Genomic DNA, 17,956 nt, shown 5'->3' on the forward strand with positions numbered 1-17,956 from the left:
ACTGTTCATACATTTATTCCACTATTTGTGGGAAGTCATACATCACGAGGAAGGAATTGCTCCTCCCTTGAGATGTGCTATTTTGCACGGAGTTCTTTTGTAATTATATTTAAACAATAGGAAAGACGTGCATGTGTATTTATATCTGGAATGAGGTTTGGAAATAGATTGTAAAATTTGACCGCATTTTTATACCATCCGTAAGCTCTTATCAAACCCTTTTTATAATATTGGGCGTCTTGTAAGAAACCATACTTTTTCGAGGTTACAACGAGCTGTGAAAAATCTTCACAGCCTTCAAGGAATTTGTGATGTACTTGCTGTCCAGTATGAAGGCGGAATGAACTTAAAGGCTCAGTGATATACATCGCATCACCTTTTGAAAGTAAACTTATCCAAGAGGCCATATCAACACTACAACCATATTTTCTACCATTTAAAGTGCCGAAAGGTTCTGTTAATAGGTGTTTTCGAAAGAGTACAATTGTAGGTTCACCGATAATATTTTGTCCCTTTATAAGCATACGGTTTCCAAAATCTGTCCCATTTAGTAGAGTATCTTCATCGCATAATTTTTTCATGGAGGAATGTTGTTCAATTATATCTCCATTATCATTAATCCAAGTGCGATAGGATGTGATAAGTGCGAGGTTCCGATCTAAGTCTTGTTGGAAATAGAACATCATTTTTTCGATTTTATTACTATAAAATATATCATCGTCCATTAAGAAATTGATGTACTCTCCATTGGACTGTTCTAAGAGCATAAGTGAGTTATTAAATTGTCCTAGAGTAGCGGAATTTCGAATGTACGTTAGGTTTTTATAATTAGGTAAATAATGTCTCTCCATTAAAATTTCTGTTGCATCATTTGTACTATCATCTCCTACAATGATTTCAATATTCGAATAAGTTTGTGCTAATGCACTTTCTAGAGCAATTTTAAAATAATGTGGTCGATTAAAGGTGGGAATAAGGATGGAAACGAGAGGCAGATTTTTTTTGTTATTCATATACAACTACCTTTCAGGAATTTTTTGTGTAAGAATAATATCTTGATAACTTGTGTACTCAGTTCTGTTACACCATGAACCATAATGGGGGGGATTCATTATTTCTAGCCCATACTTATTTAATAGAACGCGAATATCGTTCTCAGGATAGGCAACTGCGAAATTAGGAATATCTTTATTCAGAACATAACAATTGTCAATTTGATGATGAAAATTTAATGCACTTAGTCCTCTATTTAAGTAATAGGATGATTCAGGATTAATTAAAAAGAAAGTAATAAAACATCTCCCGTCTTTTTTCAGAACTCGTGTAATCTCAGATACATAATGTTCTAATTCTTTCGGAAGGAGGTGTGTGAATACGGACGTTAAAAAAATAAAATCGAATGACTCGTCTTCATATGGAAACTTGTATTGGGAAGCATCTTCTTTTCCTTCTGGATTGTAGAACTGATTATATATGTCGACATGTTCAAAATGGAAGTTGTTACGGATTGTTGAAATGTTATTTTTGCACCATGTAATACCCTCGTTAAATAAGTCAAATCCATAATAAGCTCCATCATCACTTAAATAATTCATTAATGGAACCGCCATTCGGCCGATACCGCAACCTATATCTAACACTGTTTCATTTGATTTCAAATTGCCAATTTGAATAAAATACTGTATGAATTCGTTTCCAACTTTTTCGAAGTCACCACCTACATATTGAACGAGTTTTGGAGGTGGGAGTAATGTGATTTTTTTTTCATTTTCGTTCATAAATTTACTCCTTCCTTATAGTAAAGTAGAACATTGCCGCTTTTACTATATAGTTAAAACTTTATAGTAGGAGAAAAATGATATTTAAATTATTACGATATGTAAAGAATGTTTCTAAAAACAACTGATAATGGTGAGGAGCCCCTTGCTTTTTTATTATGCTATTAGTAGAGGAGCCCCCAATGGATACATTTTTCACTTTATTCTATTCTTTTCGCCAATAAATACCGAAATCATCAATTTTAGTAATAGGAGCTTTTAAGTTTCTTTGATTTCTGAAATCTGTTACAGCTTCTGCGCATGTTATTAATCCGTAATCATCAATAATGATATATCCACCTGTTGAAACTTTATCGTATAAGTTTACAAGACTATCCATCGTTGATTCATACATATCACCATCAAGGCGGGCAATTGCAATTTTTTCTACCGGTGCTGAAGGTAATGTATCTTTAAACCATCCCTTTAAAAATTGCACCTGATCATTTAATAAATCGTATTTTCTAAAGTTTTCTTGCACTTTTTCTAAAGAAACACGTAAGTAATCAAATGTGTGTAAATAATCACCGTAATCTTTTGGATACTGTTCTAAATTAGGTTCTGGCAGACCTTCAAACGAATCAGCAACCCAAACAGTACGATTTTTGATGTTGTTTGCTTGTAAAAAACCATTCATAAAGATGCATGATCCCCCGCGCCATACACCAGTTTCAATAAAGTCACCTTCTATATTTTCACGGACAACAGTTTCCATAGCCTCATGTAATTGATTCATACGTTTTCGCCCGATCATACTATGTGCTGCTCTTGGCCAATCTTTGCCACCTTGACGTTCACTTTTTGAAATGTTAGGATCAACGATTTTTAAATTATGATTTTCTGCGTACTGCTTAAGAAATAAAGGGAGTGGAACTGTAACTGGTTCATATGATAATTCTTTAGATATATGTAACGTAGCAGGTAAATATGGTTCATACTCTAACCATATTTCAAACAAAATTGTTTTCTTTAATAACTCAAGATAAAGCTGAATAGCAGATTTATTTTCCATATTTGTTCCTCCTGAGGAAATGTCATACAACAATATGATTATGTAGATAACGAAGGTTTCATGATTGAAATTGAAAAGCAGTAAAACTGATATCAGTTTTACTGCTAAGTAAAAATTAAGCGATTTTTTCAATAATAATGGATGCACTCGTACCAAGAGCTAACGATAATCCAAGCCCTGTAACAATCGCTTCAACCATTGATGGAATTACTGTAATTTGTGTAATTGCTTGGATAACGATAGGTGCTCCAAGTGAGATTAAACTTGTTCCAGTGCCAGGGATATCAACACCATTCACTTGAATTGCAAGACCACCTAATACACTTGCTAATGCAGTATATGCGATAACAGTAATTTTATAAAATCCAGTTTCAGTTATGAGGAAAGTATCAGCATCTAATTGAGAAATTGCTGTACCAAACTGAGCTCCAACAGTGTTAAATGGTACTGGGTCATTAAATCCAAGAGATATGCTAATTGCAGCAGAGTTAAATGCGTACAATCCTGCCGGAAGTCCTAATCCAGATGGTCCAGTCGGCCCGGTTGGTCCAGTGGCACCAGTCGGTCCAGTGGCACCAGTTGATCCAGTGGCACCAGTCGGCCCAGTCGCACCAGCTGATCCAGTGGCACCAGTCGGTCCGGTCGGTCCAGTCGGTCCAGTCGGCCCAGTCGGCCCAGTCGGCCCAGTGGCACCACCTGTACCACCTGTACCAGCTGGCCCAGTCGGTCCGGTCGGTCCAGTCGGCCCAGTCGGTCCGGTCGGTCCAGTCGGCCCAGTCGGTCCGGTCGGTCCAGTCGGCCCAGTCGGTCCAGTGGCACCAGTGGCACCAGTCGGCCCTGTAGGAAGGGTAAACGGCGGTATTGGCGGTAAAGTCGGTCCTACAAGATTAGGATCAAATGCACTAGCGGATAATGATTCATCGGGATTTAAGCCATCTGAATAATTATTATTTGACATAAATTCACCTCCATAAAGCTTTCATTATATAGTAGATGCAAACTCGTAAGAAAATGACACGGACATTTGAATTATTGAAAAGAATTCTAAAATGACTTGAACAATATAAAAAAGTGGAAAGTTTTGTATTTGTATAACATATGATTGAGTTGGAAGAAGGTGATTATATTGAACAAGCAAGGCATTACAATTAGTTTATGTATGATAGTTCGAGATGAGGAAAAGACAATAGCTCGATGTTTGGATGCGATCGGAAAAATTGTTGATGAAATTGTAGTAGTTGATACAGGTTCTGTTGATCAAACGAAAGAAATTGTAGAGAAATACACTCCTAATATATATGATTTCCAATGGATTGATGATTTTGCGGCAGCTAGAAATTTTTCTTTTTCAAAAGCGACGCAAGAATATATATTGTGGCTAGATGCAGATGACGTATTATTAGAGGATGCTCAAGAAGCATTGAAACTTTTAAAAAGGGAATTAGATGCTAAAGTAGATGCTGTTTCGATGCCGTATCATCTTGTAATGGATTCTAACGGAAAACCTCTTTATTGCACAAAAAGATATCGACTTGTAAAGCGTGAAAAACAGTTTCAATGGTTTGGTAAGGTACATGAGTATTTAGCTGTTTCCGGTGAAATCTATAATAGTAACGTTGCTATTACACATAAAAAGGAAAAAGAAGTGACGGATCGTAATTTGAAGATTTTTCAAAATACCGTAGCGGCGGGGGAAGAATTGAGTCCAAGAGATTTGTTTTATTACGCGAATGAGTCTATGGATAACGAAAAATTCAACGATGCGGTCCTTCTCTATGAAACATTTCTAAATCAAGACGAAGGATGGCATGAAGAGAAAATTTACGCATGCGGTAAGTTAGGGGATTGTTATGCGAAGCTTGGAATGTGGGAGAAGGCAATTGAATCTTGTGTAAAGTCGTTTCGGTACGATATCCCTAGAGGAGAGAATTGTACAAGAATAGGATATATATATATGGAACAACAAAAATATAATGAGGCGATCTTTTGGTTTAAACTAGCAACGGAAGTACCACTAGCAGCGGATAGTCCGTTTCACAGTCCAGCTAGCTACACATGGCTTCCATATTTGCAAATGTGTATTTGCTATAACAAGTTAGGAGATCCAGACAAAGCATATTATTACAATGAATTAGCAGCTTCTTACGTTCCGAATAATGCTGTAATTGAATATAACCGTAAATATTTTCGAGGTGTTTTTGATAAACAATATAAAGTGTAATGTAGGCTGTTTTTAGGAAATACCTTGTTATTATTCTAATGATGATAGATTGGCTATATATTAGAGTATTAGTAATGAAATCAGTAGAGGTGGCATCCTTTGTAAGATGTATTCTGTTCATATGAGATGTATATTTCAAATTCAATTTGCATAAGGAGTGTGTGAAATGAATCGCGAAAAAAGTTCTTTATATGAAGAAAAGTCCGATTATTATTATAATGCAGCGAATCCGAATGTATTAAAGCATATAAAAAAGGAATGGAAAGAAGTTCTTGATATTGGTTGCTCTAGTGGTGCATTAGGAGCGGTTATAAAAGAAAATGGCACACGTGTATCAGGTATTGAGGCATTTCCAGAAGCAGCGGAAAAAGCAAAAGAAAAGCTAGATCATGTTGTTTTAGGTGATATAGAGACAATGGATATGCCGTATGAGGAAGAGCAATTTGATTGCGTCATATTTGGGGATGTATTAGAGCATTTATTCGATCCGTGGGCTGTAATAGAAAAAGTAAAACCATATATAAAACAAAACGGTGTAATTTTAGCTAGTATACCAAATGTTGCTCACATTTCAGTATTAGCTCCCTTACTTTCTGGAAATTGGACGTATACAGAAAATGGCTTACTAGATAAAACGCACGTACGTTTCTTTACTTTTAATGAAATGCTAAGAATGTTTTTAAAAGCAGGATATTCTATTAATAAAGTAGATCGTGTATATATTGACCATAAAATGTATGAGCCACTTATTGAAGAGTTATATGGAATTTGTAAAAAATATCGTCTTGGAAGTGGCTTCATGGCTGAGACGGTTGTATTTCAATATATTATTGAAGCAGAAAAATCACAAGTATGAGTGCTGCAGAAAAAACAATATTATTTGTTACGTGTATAAATGATCGGAAATTGTATGCACAATGTGTGCGACATATATTGCAATTGGCAGTACCTCCAGGATACACTATACAGTTTATGCCGATTCGAAACGCAGAAAGTATGACGAGCGGATATAATAAAGCGATTTCGCATCCAGCGAAATATAAAGTGTATATACATCAAGATGTTTTCATTGTAAATGTAGGTTTTTTATATGGATTACTTCAATTGTTTCAGGAACATGAACATCTTGGAATGATTGGTATGGTTGGAGCCCAATATGTTCCTCCAAATGGAACATGGAGTGTAGGCAGAGGAGTTGTTGGAAAAGTAATTGGTTATATGAATGATTTATTTTATATGGCCAGTCAAGAAAAGCCGTACCATGAGTCAAAAACATTTATGCCAGTTGAATGTATTGACGGTTTATTAATGGCAACGCAATACGATATTCCGTGGCGAGAAGACTTGTTTGATGGGTTTGACTTTTATGATGTATCTCAATCATTTGAATTTAGAAAAGCTGGCTATACCGTTGGGGTTCCTGTACAGCGTGATGCTTGGTGCATTCACTATCATATTGATGTGAATATGACAAACTATGAAAAGTATAGAAAGATATTTGTGGAGCACTATATGTCAGATGTAAATCAAGACGAATAGAGGGGCTACAAAATGAAAGATCATACAATATTAGTCGTTGTTTGTATAAATAATGAAGAGCTTTTCAAGCAATGTGAGAGACAAATAAGAAACCTTTTTGTTCCCCCTGGTTATGTCGTACAAATTTTTCCGATACGAGATGCGAAAAGCATGGCAAGTGCATATAACCGAGCACTTTCATATCCCGCGAAGTATAAGGTTTATATGCATCAAGATACTTATCTTATTAATCGAGAGATGTTTTATACACTTATATCTCTTTTTAAAGATAACGAAAAACTTGGTTTAATTGGCGTAGCTGGTGCTCAGTTTTTACCGGGCAACGGGATATGGTGGGAAGGGAAAAATTTAGTAGGGAAAGTGATTGAATACAGAAGACAGAATTATCAATTATTAAATTTAGATCAGCTGTTTTATGGGAATCAATCATTTATGTCAGTTCAGGCAATTGATGGATTATTAATGGCCACACAATATGATATTCCGTGGCGAGAAGACTTGTTTCAAGGATTCCACTTTTATGATGTGTCGCAGTCTTTAGAGTTTCAAAAGGCGGGTTATTTAATTGGTATCCCTAATCAAGCGAATTTATGGTGTATTCATTACAACGGAGATGAATTTGATGCGGATATATACGAAAAGTACCGGAAAGTGTTTGTAGAACATTATAAAGATATATTATCTCCATCGTAAGGGAGAGATGCAGGGTGAAAGGAATTATTTTAGCAGGTGGTACTGGATCGAGACTATATCCAATAACGAAAGTAACAAATAAACATTTGCTTCCTGTTGGGCGGTATCCAATGATTTATCATGCGGTATATAAGATGAAACAATGCGAGATTACAGATATTATGATTATTACAGGCAAAGAACATATGGGAGATGTTGTTAGTTTCTTAGGAAGTGGTCACGAATTTGGTGTGTCCTTTACGTATCGTGTGCAAGATATAGCGGGCGGAATTGCACAAGCGTTAGGGCTTTGTGAGGATTTTATCGGGGACGATCGCATGGTAGTTATATTAGGAGATAATATTTTTTCAGATGATATTCGTCCATATGTTGAGGAGTTTACAAAGCAAAAAGAAGGTGCAAAAGTACTGCTTCAATCTGTAGAAGATCCTGAAAGATTTGGTGTAGCGCATATTCAAAACAAAAAAATAATTGAAATTGAAGAAAAGCCGACGGAACCGAAAAGTTCCTATGCTGTTACAGGAATTTATTTGTATGATTCGAAAGTTTTTACTTATATAAAAGAATTAAAACCTTCCGCAAGGGGAGAACTTGAAATTACAGATATAAATAATTGGTATTTAAAACGAGGGGTACTTACTTATAACGAAATGAGCGGCTGGTGGACGGATGCGGGAACTCATGCTTCTCTTCAAAGGGCGAATACGCTAGCCCGAGATATAAACTTTGGGAAACAGTTTAACGGAGAATAGGTGAGAATATGAAAGTTGTAGAAACAAACTTTACCGATGCAAAATTGTTAGAACCGAGGTTATTTGGAGATGAGCGTGGCTTTTTTACAGAGAGTTATAATAAGAAGGTGCTAGAAACATTAGGGATTACGTATTCATTTGTACAAGATAACGTATCTTATTCAGCACAGGCAGGAACGATTCGAGGATTGCACTTTCAAAAAAATCCGAAAGCACAAACGAAACTCATTCAAGTTATGCAAGGGGCAATTTACGACGTTATCGTTGATTTGCGAAAAGATTCACCAACATTTAAACAGTGGAAAGGATATATTTTAAGTGCGGATAATCATCGGCAATTATTGGTGCCAAAAGGATTTGCGCACGGGTTTTGTACGCTTGTTCCACATACTATTGTTATGTATAAAGTAGATGAGTATTATAGTGCACAGCATGACTCGGGATTACTTTGGGAGGATAAAGAATTAGCAATTCCATGGCCGGTAACAAATCCTATCTTATCTGATAAGGATCGAATATTACCATCACTTCAGGAATATGAAGATAGTTTTTAAGTAGGAGAGTTGTTTATGAATATATTAATAACAGGTGGAGCTGGATTTATTGGAAGTAATTTTGTTCATTACATGCTGCAAAGCTATGAAACATATAAAATCATTAATTTCGATGCATTAACATATAGCGGGAATTTGAATAATGTAAAGTCTATTCAAGAGCATCCTAATTACTCTTTTGTAAAAGGGAAAATTCAAAATGGAGAGCTGCTGGAGCATGTTATTAAAGAGCGTGATGTGCAAGTAATTGTTAATTTTGCAGCTGAATCACATGTGGACCGTAGTATTGAAAATCCGATTCCCTTTTACGATACGAATGTAATCGGGACAGTCACTTTATTAGAATTAGTGAAAAAGTATCCGCATATTAAGTTCGTGCAAGTATCAACAGATGAAGTATACGGTTCTTTAGGGAAAACAGGAAAGTTTACCGAGGAAACCCCGTTAGCTCCAAATAGTCCGTATTCTTCAAGTAAGGCGAGCGCCGACATGATAGCTTTATCTTATTATAAAACATATCAATTACCAGTTATAGTAACGCGTTGTTCCAATAATTATGGACCGTACCAATATCCTGAAAAGTTAATTCCATTAATGGTTACGAATGCACTGGAAGGAAAAAAACTACCGTTATATGGTGATGGCTTAAATATAAGAGACTGGTTACATGTAACAGATCATTGTCGTGCGATTGATATTGTTTTGCATAAGGGATGTGTAGGAGAGGTATATAACATAGGGGGGAATAACGAAAAAACAAATGTAGAAGTTGTGGAACAAATTATTACTCTCTTAGGAAAAACAAAAAAAGACATTGAATATGTTACGGACCGTTTAGGGCACGATCGCCGTTATGCGATTGATGCAGAGAAAATGAAGAACGAATTTGATTGGGAGCCGAAATATACGTTCGAACAAGGATTACAAGAGACGGTGCATTGGTATGAAAAGAATAAGGAATGGTGGAAACCATTAAAAGAACAGTAAGGGGCATGTAAATGAAAGAGCGGATTATCATAACAGGAGCAAATGGTCAATTAGGAAAGCAACTACAAGAAGAGTTAAATCCTGAAGAATATGACATATATCCATTTGATAAAAAGTTACTAGATGTAACAAATATATCCCGAATTCAGCAAGTGGTACAAGAAATAAATCCACATATAATTATTCATTGTGCAGCATATACGAAAGTTGATCATGCTGAGAAAGAACAGGATCTTGCTTATTTAATCAATGCAATAGGAGCTCGAAATATAGCGGTTGCTTCACAATTAGTAGGAGCAAAGTTAGTTTACATTAGTACTGATTATGTATTTCAGGGCGACAGACCGGATGGATACGATGAATTTTATAGTCCAGCGCCGATAAATATATACGGAGCTTCTAAGTATGCAGGAGAGCAGTTCGTCAAAGAGTTACATAATAAATATTTTATCGTTCGTACGTCGTGGCTATATGGTAAGTATGGAAATAATTTTGTGAAAACGATGATGCGATTAGGTAAGGAAAGAGAAGAACTATCTGTTGTAGCGGATCAAATCGGTTCTCCTACGTATGTGGCAGATTTAAATGTGATTATTAATAAGCTCATTCATACTTCTTTATACGGTACGTATCATGTATCAAATAGAGGCTCATGTTCTTGGTTTGAATTTGCTCAAAAAATATTTTTGTATGCAAATATGAAAGTGAATGTATTACCTGTTTCAACCGAAGAATTTGGATCGGCGGCTGCAAGGCCAAAATATTCTATCTTTCAACATAGTATGCTTAGGTTAAATGGTTTTGCACAAATGCCTTCTTGGGAAGAAGGATTAGAGCGTTTTTTTATAGAAACAAAAAGTCATTAACAAATTTATGTTAATGACTTTTTTGTTTGCCTTTAGGCGGTTTTATGGTACTATAATTATAGTATCAGGTACTAATAACAAGTATAAGTATTTCTGGGAGGATATATCATGGAACTATTACAAGGGAAAACATTTGTTGTTATGGGCGTTGCGAACCAAAGAAGTATTGCGTGGGGAATTGCTCGCTCTTTGCATAATGCAGGTGCAAAATTAATTTTCACATATGCAGGAGAACGTTTAGAAAGAAACGTTCGTGAATTAGCGGACACATTAGAAGGACAAGAATCACTTGTATTACCTTGTGATGTAACGAATGATGAAGAACTGACAGCTTGCTTTGAAACGATTAAGCAAGAAGTTGGTACAATTCACGGTGTTGCACACTGTATTGCTTTTGCAAATCGTGACGATTTAAAAGGCGAATTTGTAGATACTTCTCGCGATGGATTTTTACTTGCACAAAATATTAGTGCATTCTCTTTAACAGCTGTAGCAAGAGAAGCGAAAAAAGTGATGACAGAGGGCGGAAATATTTTAACTTTAACATACCTTGGCGGAGAGCGCGTTGTGAAAAACTATAACGTTATGGGTGTTGCGAAAGCTTCATTAGAAGCGAGCGTAAAATATTTAGCGAACGATTTAGGCCAACATGGCATTCGCGTTAACGCTATTTCTGCAGGACCAATTCGTACGTTATCTGCGAAAGGTGTAGGCGACTTTAACTCAATCTTAAGAGAAATTGAGGAGCGCGCACCACTTCGTCGCACAACAACTCCAGAAGAAGTTGGCGATACAGCAGTGTTCTTATTCAGTGATTTAGCACGCGGCGTAACAGGAGAAAACATTCACGTTGATTCAGGATATCATATCCTAGGGTAATTATAATTTTTAAAGGACAGTCTCTAAACGTTGAGACTGTCCTTTTTATTGTTCTCAGAAAGAACGATTTTTAACGAAAGTTCTTGCCACGTTATGAATATAACTATAATAGTACACGATTTATTCAGCTACGTATGGAAGTGGGAGGGACGAGTGTGAAGAATAAAAATAAAAGTTCAACAGTTGGAAAACCGTTGTTATATATTGCGCAAGTAAATTTAGAACTCGCTACACCGAAAATAAAAAGAATTATCTTAACAAACTTTGAAAATGAGGAGCAAAAAGAGAAAAGTAATAGAAATGAAAATATTGTAAGTAGTGCTGTGGAAGAGGTAATAGAACAAGAGCAACAAGTAGAAGAAAAAATAGAAGAAGCACAAGAAGAGCAACAAGAGCAAGAAGAGAAAGAGCCAGTGAGAACGGTCCCGTATAATAAATCATTCAAGGATATGAATAATGATGAAAAAATTCATTTTTTATTAAATCGCCCTCATTATATTCCGAAAGTAAGGTGCAGAATAAAAACAGCTACAGTCTCATATGTTGGATCGATAATATCGTATCGTAATGGCATTGTATTCATTATGCCGCAAAATAGTATGAGAGATATTAGGTTGTCTATAGATGATATCCAATCGATTAGTATGGCCGGCTTTTAAATATGTAAAGGTGGTAGAAATCTTCTACCACCCAAATAGTTTTTTAGTTTACTTAAATTAACTTATTAGATAGAAACGTCGCGTAAGCATTGAATAGCACAGAAACAGCTTAAATCAACAGTAATGCAAGTAGATGTTGATACTAGTCTTGCATTTGGTACAGCTAAAAACGTACAAATTGGATTGTCATTAGGCGGTATAGTAGAGCCATCACCTAATACTACAGTTAACACACGCAGCACCGCACAGCTATCATCGTCTACGCTTTCCACACGGAAAATTGGAGATTGGCAGCTAGTAAGGCTTGCAGATGGTGCAAATGCTTCAAATGGCGTTCCAGCTTTTGTGTATAAAATAAAAGGGCGTGTATTTGCTACTGATGCAGTATTGTGTGCTCCTAAAAATGGGATTTCACAACCAGATCCACACGTCGTAGTAGAACAATCTTGTAGTTCATTGATGAATTTTACAACGTCAACTACACAATGAGAAGAGCTATGGTGTTTATTTTCGTTACAACTCATTAATGTCACTCCTTATCTTCTTGTTTGTATTTACATTAATAAGATATTGGAGTCGAGGAGATTTGGTCACAATCTTAAGACCTTTTTTTTTAAATAGGCGAAAGAAGATAAGGGAAGGTGGAATCATGCTGTTTACAAGTTGGCTTTTATTTTTTATTTTCGCTTTAGCTGCTTTTAGGCTCACTCGTCTAATTGTATATGATAAAATTACAGTTTTTTTGCGAAGACCGTTTATTGACGAAATAGAGGTTACGGAGCCAGATGGAAGTGTATCAACGTTTACAAAAGTAAAAGGGAAAGGATTAAGAAAGTGGATTGGTGAATTATTAAGCTGTTATTGGTGTACAGGTGTATGGGTTAGTGCTTTTCTATTAGTTTTATATAATTGGATTCCCGTCGTTGCAGAGCCATTACTTGCATTATTAGCTATTGCAGGTGCAGCAGCAATTATTGAAACGATTACAGGATATTTTATGGGAGAATAATATATTTTCATAATACGAGAGGAAGCGGAGTTTAAAAGAATGAGGGAACGGAAATAAAGAGTTGTTCATATAGTAAATAGACAGAATTGACAGTAGAGGAGATGTTTGCTGTGAGCAATAATCCAAGGAAAAATTCATATGACCTGCAGCAATGGTATCATATACAGCAACAACACCAAGCACAACAACAGGCACATCAAGAACAATTACAGCAACAAGGATTTGTGAAGAAAAAGGGATGTAATTGTGGGAAAAAGAAGAACACAATAAAACACTATGAAGAATGAAGCACTCATGTTACTGTGAGTGTTTTTTATTGTACATATAAAAAGCGGTATTTCAAAGGAGAAATACCGCTTTTTACTAGCTAATTTGTGCAACTGTTAATGCCGCAGCACGAATGTCTACAGTTCCAAATAATTCAACTGGTACGATTTGAACTAAGTCGCCGGGATTCAAGTTAATAAGAATAACACCACTAGAAACATCTACTTCCCCAGTGCCGATAATGTTAGCACGGACTGCTGTTCCTGATCCTGGAATAACGTTATCTGGTGTGTCCAATGTTAAGAAGAACCGGGCAGCGTTTGGTGGAGCAGGAACATTTTCAAGACTTACCGTTAATGTATAACTGATTTGATAAATACCAGCTACTTGAATTCGAATGCCATTTCCGACACTTACTGTATTGTTTATTACAGGAACAGTAAGATTTGGGTTTGGACTTACGCTAGGTAATAGTAATGGTGTGAATAATGAAGCGAACTGAGGTGCTGAAGCGTTGAAAGCAAAACCGAAGGCTGGTAGTGTACTAGCTGGTTGTGCCTCACAATCAATTTTAGTAAATTCGCAATCAGAAGAGAACATGTTTTTCACTCCTTTATCTGTTTCTACTTTCAGTTAATGAAAAGGACAGGTTCTATGTTCTAGACAAGTTCCCAATTTTATAAAAAATACATAATAATACCTTTTAAGCATGGATTGGGTGGCAGAAAACTCTGCCACCCAATCCATGCTTAAATTAATATTTAGTTTTATATAGAAACATCGCGTAAGCATTGAATAGCGCAGAAGCAACTTAAATCAACAGTAAGACAAGTGGCGGTTGACACTAGTCTTGCATTTGGTACAGCTAAAAACGTACAGATTGGGTCGTCACCAGGTGGTACAGAGGTACCATCCCCTAAAACTACAGTTAATACACGCAATACAGCGCAATCATCATCATCTATACTCTCGACACGGAAAATGGGAGATTGGCAACTAGTAAGGCTTGCAGATGGCGCGAATGCTTCAAATGGTGTTCCGGCCTTTGTGTATAAAATAAAAGGACGTGTATTCGCTACGGATGCACTATTATGCGCTCCTAAAAATGGGACTTCGCAACCAGATCCGCATGTTGTAGTTGCACATTCTTGTAGTTCATGTATAAAACGAACGACATTAGATACACAGTTGAAATCACAATCATGGTGATGATGATCTTCATTACAATTGCAGCTCATTATGTTCACTCCTTATCGTGAGTTCTGACATACACTATTACAATATGAACGTGATATGGTTGATATTACGTTAATTCTCAGGATAGAAACAGGGAATTTATATAGAGGGGATGTACATAGTGTGATATGCAAAAAGACACCCTTATTTAATGGATGTCTTTTCAGGTAAATCTTTTCGCGTAGTATATAAAAAACGAGATATATCTAGTTTCTTTCCTCTGAAAAATTGCGGGGAGGAAATATAAAGTTCTTCTTTAGCGCGTGTAATGGCGACATAGAGTAATCGTCTTTCTTCTTCTAATGCTTCAGAAGTATCCGTCACACGGTCATTTGCATCTTTTAAAGAAGAAGTATGCGGCAATATACCATCGCTTGCACCAAGTAAAAAGACGCATGGAAACTCAAGGCCTTTCGCGTTATGAATTGACATAAGTGATACGGCATCTTTTTGCGGCATTGTTTTTAATGCTTCCATTTCTTTTTGACCTTGAATCGCCTCGTCAATAAATTGTAAGTAAGCTGGAATATCGGTGAAACGAGTTGCAGACTCCATTAATTCTTCTAACATTTCTTCTTGTATGTCTTTATGCATCGTAAAGGAAGAACGATCGTTACTTTGTAAGTACTCTAAATATTTTCCTTTACCATGAATAATTTCTTTTAATGCCTTTTTCGGTTCTAATTCTTTTATAAATTTAATAAAATCGATGCGCTCATTTACCTTTTTCACTTGAAAAGGTTTCAAGCTCGGATTTAATAATAAGAAATGAAGAAGAGAAGGGAAACGCCCCTCACCATATTTCCATTGCTCCCGTTCAATAAATGAAATACATTCATCACGGCCGATATACATCGTCGGCAATATGTTAGAAAGGGATTCTAGGCGAAACGGTTCTAGCACGAGTCGTAAATGATCTAATACAGGCTTAATTAAAGAGTGCTCGTAAAATGATTGACTCGCACCGTGTTTAATAAACGGGATTTTATGAATTGTAAGCTGATCAAGTAACGAACGACTTACAGAATGTGTGCGATACAGTAAACAAAAATCTTTATAGTTTCGCTCACCGCTATCTACCTTTTCTTGAATGAGCTGCAAAATTTGATTTGCTTCATCAAGAGTTGTAGCTGGTCGTGCGTAAAATGGTTGTACACCCTCTTCACGAACAGAATATAGCTCTTTATCAAAACGTTCTTGATTTAGCTTGATAACTTCATTTCCAAGTCCAACGATAAATGGATTGGATCGATAATTCGTATTAAGCGCAATAATCGTTGTATTATCAAATTCTTTTGGAAAAGATAAAATAATTTGGTGACTTGCTCCTCGCCAACCGTAAATCGCTTGATCGTCATCACCTGCGATAAATAAATTATTTCTTGGCGTGGCTAACAATTTTACAATTTCATATTGTGCATACGATGTATCTTGGAACTCATCTACTTCAATGTAGTGAAAACGTTGTTGCAATTGAGTAAGCAAAGGAGCATTATTTTCTAACATATAATACGTTTCTAATAAGATGTCGTCAAAATCGATATAATTGTATCGTTGTTTTACCTCTTCAAAACGTTCGTATACTTCTTTGAATTCTTGTTCAACCGGTGTTTTCGCTTTTACATCTTTCGGACGATTCAATTTGTTTTTCTCAAGTGAAATCATAGCGAGTATTGTTTCAGCATCATAATCGTCTTTTAAGCGTAATTCTTTCAAAATTTTCTTTATCATAATTTGTTTATGTTTTTCATTTGCTAAAATTTGCTGATTATATCCTTGACTACGAAGCAATTTTAAAAAGACAGAGTGGAATGTACCAGCAACAACATAGTTACTTGCAGCATGATTCATACCAGGCAAGTTTGCTACACGACTTCGGATTTCTTCAGCTGCTTTTTGTGTAAACGTAAGCAGTAAAATATTTCGCGGATGAACATGTTTTACATTAACTAAATAACCAACGCGAGTTGTTAAAACAGATGTTTTACCACTTCCAGCGCCAGCTAGTGTAAGAACAGGTCCTTCTGTCGTTTGCACTGCTTCTAACTGTTTTTCATTTAAATAAATACCTTGCTGTTCTAAAGCACGGAAATACGCCGCATCTGCATCTTCTTCCATAATTAAATGGGTAGACGTTTTCGGAATATGGTATGTCGCTTGCGGAATGCCAGCATGTGTTAACGATTTTTGTGAAAATTTTTCTTGTGTCATATATTCACCTTCAAAACTATAGCATCAACATTTAACTTTAGCGGAAGAAAAAGAAAATAGCAATGTAAAAAACAGGAGGGGTTACCTCCTGCTACAAATTTATTCCGCTATTTGCGGGCAGTAAAACTCCAAACTCAAAATTCAGGTGGGAGATCAACTGCCCGTAAACGCCCGATTGGTGAAGGCCAATAATCAGTGGGGATGAACAAAACCCCACTGATTAAAGTTTCACTTTACAATTCTTTTATCATTACGACGTGCGGGATATTTGCTTCCATAAACACATCAGAAGCCGTTACGTATCCTAGCTTTTTATAGAAAACTTCAGCATGTGTTTGGGCATGAAGTTTCAATTTCGGTAAAGACTCTTCCTTTGCGTAAGCTTCAAGTGCATCCATAATGATTTTGCCAATTCCTTTTTTACGATGGGAAGCTAGTACACAAATGCGTTCCATTTTCCCTATTCCATCAACGATGCGAAAGCGACCTGCACCGACTGGAATGTCATTGTCATATGCAACAACGTGCGCCGATGTATCTTCGAATTCATCGTACTCTTCTTCAGAAGAAACACGTTGTTCTTCAACAAAAACTTGTTTACGTACGGAGAATGCATCACTTAGCTGCGCGTCTGTTTGTACGATTTGTGCGTGCAAGTTAGTTGTTCCCCTTTCCAAGGTGGAATGTTTCATGTACAGTCCAAGTTCCGTTTTCTAATTGATATAGAAGGTGGAAACGATCAATTGGTTGTTCATAATAGAAATCTTTCATACGTAATCGACCTAATACATCAGCATGCTCTGCATCTGATAAGTCTTGACCGATTGTTAAATGAGGTACGAAAGAGTATTCACGCTCTTGTGTAAAGAAACCATTATGCATTTCTTCATTTAAGAAAGTTAGTTCAGGTGTTTTTTCTACTTTAAAATAAAGGACATTATTAACAGGTGCGAATGAACCGACTTTTCCAACATGAAGGGTGAAAGGGTTCGTTTTATTTGCGATTGTATGTAACTCGTTTACAATCGATTCTAGTTGATCATCTTGCGTCTCAAAGGGTGTTTTCAATGTAATATGTGGCGGAACTAATGCGTAGTGCGGATCATAACGTTTACGCAATCCGTTCGCTTTATCTTGAATCATTTTTGATGGAAAAATTACAATGCCTAATTTCATGTTCCAATTCCTCCCTTTGTAAGTCTAGTTAGATTTTGAGAATAAATCTCTTAATCTATTATATCAAATTATTCTGAA

Annotated in this window: 22 protein-coding genes; 12 read left to right on the plus strand and 10 right to left on the minus strand. The window is 36.2% G+C overall.

The genetic code is table 11. The features are described 5' to 3' along the window. Window positions 1–77 precede the first annotated feature (77 nt). The 4 genes from LUS72_RS06110 to LUS72_RS06125 all read right to left on the minus strand — a co-directional run bounded on the left by LUS72_RS06110 (window position 78) and on the right by LUS72_RS06125 (window position 3,787). The gene (locus LUS72_RS06110) at window positions 78–1,013 is read right to left on the minus strand and encodes a glycosyltransferase family 2 protein (RefSeq protein WP_097830046.1); all 936 of its coding nucleotides are present in this window, start codon (window positions 1,011–1,013) and stop codon (window positions 78–80) included. A 6-nt stretch (window positions 1,014–1,019) separates the two neighbouring features. Then, window positions 1,020–1,778, minus strand: a complete 759-nt coding sequence (locus LUS72_RS06115; protein WP_097830047.1) for a class I SAM-dependent methyltransferase — start codon at window positions 1,776–1,778, stop codon at window positions 1,020–1,022. A 205-nt stretch (window positions 1,779–1,983) separates the two neighbouring features. Then, the gene (locus LUS72_RS06120) at window positions 1,984–2,829 is read right to left on the minus strand and encodes a TylF/MycF family methyltransferase (RefSeq protein ID WP_097830048.1); all 846 of its coding nucleotides are present in this window, start codon (window positions 2,827–2,829) and stop codon (window positions 1,984–1,986) included. A gap of 115 nt (window positions 2,830–2,944) precedes the next feature. After that, a complete protein-coding gene (locus tag LUS72_RS06125; RefSeq protein ID WP_264448706.1) occupies window positions 2,945–3,787 on the minus strand; it encodes a BclA C-terminal domain-containing protein in 843 nt (280 codons plus the stop codon). A 165-nt stretch (window positions 3,788–3,952) separates the two neighbouring features. Between LUS72_RS06125 and LUS72_RS06130 the strand changes: the two genes are divergently transcribed. From LUS72_RS06130 to LUS72_RS06175, 10 genes are all read left to right on the plus strand, one after another. Next, on the plus strand, window positions 3,953–5,050 hold the full coding sequence (locus LUS72_RS06130; protein ID WP_097830182.1) for a glycosyltransferase: 1,098 nt from the start codon (window positions 3,953–3,955) through the stop codon (window positions 5,048–5,050). Window positions 5,051–5,216: 166 nt separating this feature from the next. Further along, window positions 5,217–5,906: a class I SAM-dependent methyltransferase gene (locus LUS72_RS06135; RefSeq protein ID WP_097830050.1), complete on the plus strand. Its 690-nt coding sequence runs from the start codon at window positions 5,217–5,219 to the stop codon at window positions 5,904–5,906. After that, window positions 5,903–6,589: a glycosyltransferase family protein gene (locus LUS72_RS06140; protein WP_097830051.1), complete on the plus strand. Its 687-nt coding sequence runs from the start codon at window positions 5,903–5,905 to the stop codon at window positions 6,587–6,589. Before LUS72_RS06135 ends, LUS72_RS06140 begins: the two co-directional genes overlap by 4 nt. Before the next feature lie 12 nt (window positions 6,590–6,601). Beyond that, window positions 6,602–7,282: a glycosyltransferase family protein gene (locus LUS72_RS06145; protein WP_097830052.1), complete on the plus strand. Its 681-nt coding sequence runs from the start codon at window positions 6,602–6,604 to the stop codon at window positions 7,280–7,282. 14 nt (window positions 7,283–7,296) lie between these two features. Next, entirely contained in the window at window positions 7,297–8,034 is a 738-nt protein-coding gene (locus LUS72_RS06150) for a sugar phosphate nucleotidyltransferase (protein WP_097830053.1), read from the plus strand. Between the two features lie 8 nt (window positions 8,035–8,042). After that, entirely contained in the window at window positions 8,043–8,588 is a 546-nt protein-coding gene (rfbC, locus tag LUS72_RS06155) for a dTDP-4-dehydrorhamnose 3,5-epimerase (RefSeq protein ID WP_097830054.1), read from the plus strand. A gap of 15 nt (window positions 8,589–8,603) precedes the next feature. After that, window positions 8,604–9,575 (plus strand): dTDP-glucose 4,6-dehydratase, encoded by a 972-nt coding sequence (rfbB, locus tag LUS72_RS06160; RefSeq protein ID WP_097830055.1) that lies wholly within the window; start codon window positions 8,604–8,606, stop codon window positions 9,573–9,575. Between the two features lie 11 nt (window positions 9,576–9,586). After that, window positions 9,587–10,441 carry a dTDP-4-dehydrorhamnose reductase gene (gene rfbD, locus LUS72_RS06165; protein ID WP_097830056.1) on the plus strand — a complete coding sequence of 285 codons (855 nt, stop codon included), beginning with the start codon at window positions 9,587–9,589 and terminating at the stop codon, window positions 10,439–10,441. 108 nt (window positions 10,442–10,549) lie between these two features. Further along, window positions 10,550–11,320 (plus strand): enoyl-ACP reductase FabI, encoded by a 771-nt coding sequence (gene fabI, locus LUS72_RS06170; RefSeq protein ID WP_000421885.1) that lies wholly within the window; start codon window positions 10,550–10,552, stop codon window positions 11,318–11,320. Window positions 11,321–11,454: 134 nt separating this feature from the next. After that, entirely contained in the window at window positions 11,455–11,979 is a 525-nt protein-coding gene (locus LUS72_RS06175; RefSeq protein WP_097830183.1) for a spore coat CotO family protein, read from the plus strand. A 65-nt stretch (window positions 11,980–12,044) separates the two neighbouring features. Here the strand turns inward: LUS72_RS06175 and exsY are convergent, their stop codons facing one another. Continuing rightward, complete coding sequence (gene exsY / locus LUS72_RS06180) at window positions 12,045–12,503, minus strand: exosporium assembly protein ExsY (RefSeq protein ID WP_097830057.1); 459 nt, start codon at window positions 12,501–12,503, stop codon at window positions 12,045–12,047. Window positions 12,504–12,628: 125 nt separating this feature from the next. Here exsY and LUS72_RS06185 point away from each other — a divergent pair, with 125 nt between their 5' ends. Both LUS72_RS06185 and LUS72_RS06190 read left to right on the plus strand, forming a co-directional pair. Next, a complete protein-coding gene (locus LUS72_RS06185) occupies window positions 12,629–12,988 on the plus strand; it encodes a DUF1360 domain-containing protein (RefSeq protein ID WP_097830058.1) in 360 nt (119 codons plus the stop codon). A gap of 101 nt (window positions 12,989–13,089) precedes the next feature. Further along, complete coding sequence (locus tag LUS72_RS06190) at window positions 13,090–13,275, plus strand: cytochrome C oxidase subunit III (RefSeq protein WP_097830059.1); 186 nt, start codon at window positions 13,090–13,092, stop codon at window positions 13,273–13,275. 76 nt (window positions 13,276–13,351) lie between these two features. Here LUS72_RS06190 and exsF read toward each other — a convergent pair whose 3' ends face one another. The 5 genes from exsF to LUS72_RS06215 all read right to left on the minus strand — a co-directional run bounded on the left by exsF (window position 13,352) and on the right by LUS72_RS06215 (window position 17,878). Then, window positions 13,352–13,855, minus strand: coding sequence for an exosporium protein ExsF (gene exsF, locus LUS72_RS06195; protein ID WP_097830060.1), 504 nt, complete (start codon window positions 13,853–13,855; stop codon window positions 13,352–13,354). 167 nt (window positions 13,856–14,022) lie between these two features. Further along, a complete protein-coding gene (gene cotY / locus LUS72_RS06200) occupies window positions 14,023–14,493 on the minus strand; it encodes a spore coat protein CotY (protein WP_097830061.1) in 471 nt (156 codons plus the stop codon). 142 nt (window positions 14,494–14,635) lie between these two features. Then, on the minus strand, window positions 14,636–16,702 hold the full coding sequence (locus LUS72_RS06205) for an ATP-dependent helicase (RefSeq protein WP_097830062.1): 2,067 nt from the start codon (window positions 16,700–16,702) through the stop codon (window positions 14,636–14,638). A gap of 233 nt (window positions 16,703–16,935) precedes the next feature. Next, the gene (locus LUS72_RS06210; RefSeq protein ID WP_097830063.1) at window positions 16,936–17,358 is read right to left on the minus strand and encodes a GNAT family N-acetyltransferase; all 423 of its coding nucleotides are present in this window, start codon (window positions 17,356–17,358) and stop codon (window positions 16,936–16,938) included. A gap of 1 nt (window position 17,359) precedes the next feature. After that, entirely contained in the window at window positions 17,360–17,878 is a 519-nt protein-coding gene (locus LUS72_RS06215; RefSeq protein WP_070141304.1) for a YjcG family protein, read from the minus strand. Window positions 17,879–17,956: the final 78 nt, after the last annotated feature.

Source organism: Bacillus cereus (genome assembly GCF_025917685.1).
GTDB classification, from domain to species: Bacteria; Bacillota; Bacilli; order Bacillales; family Bacillaceae_G; genus Bacillus_A; species Bacillus_A cereus_AT.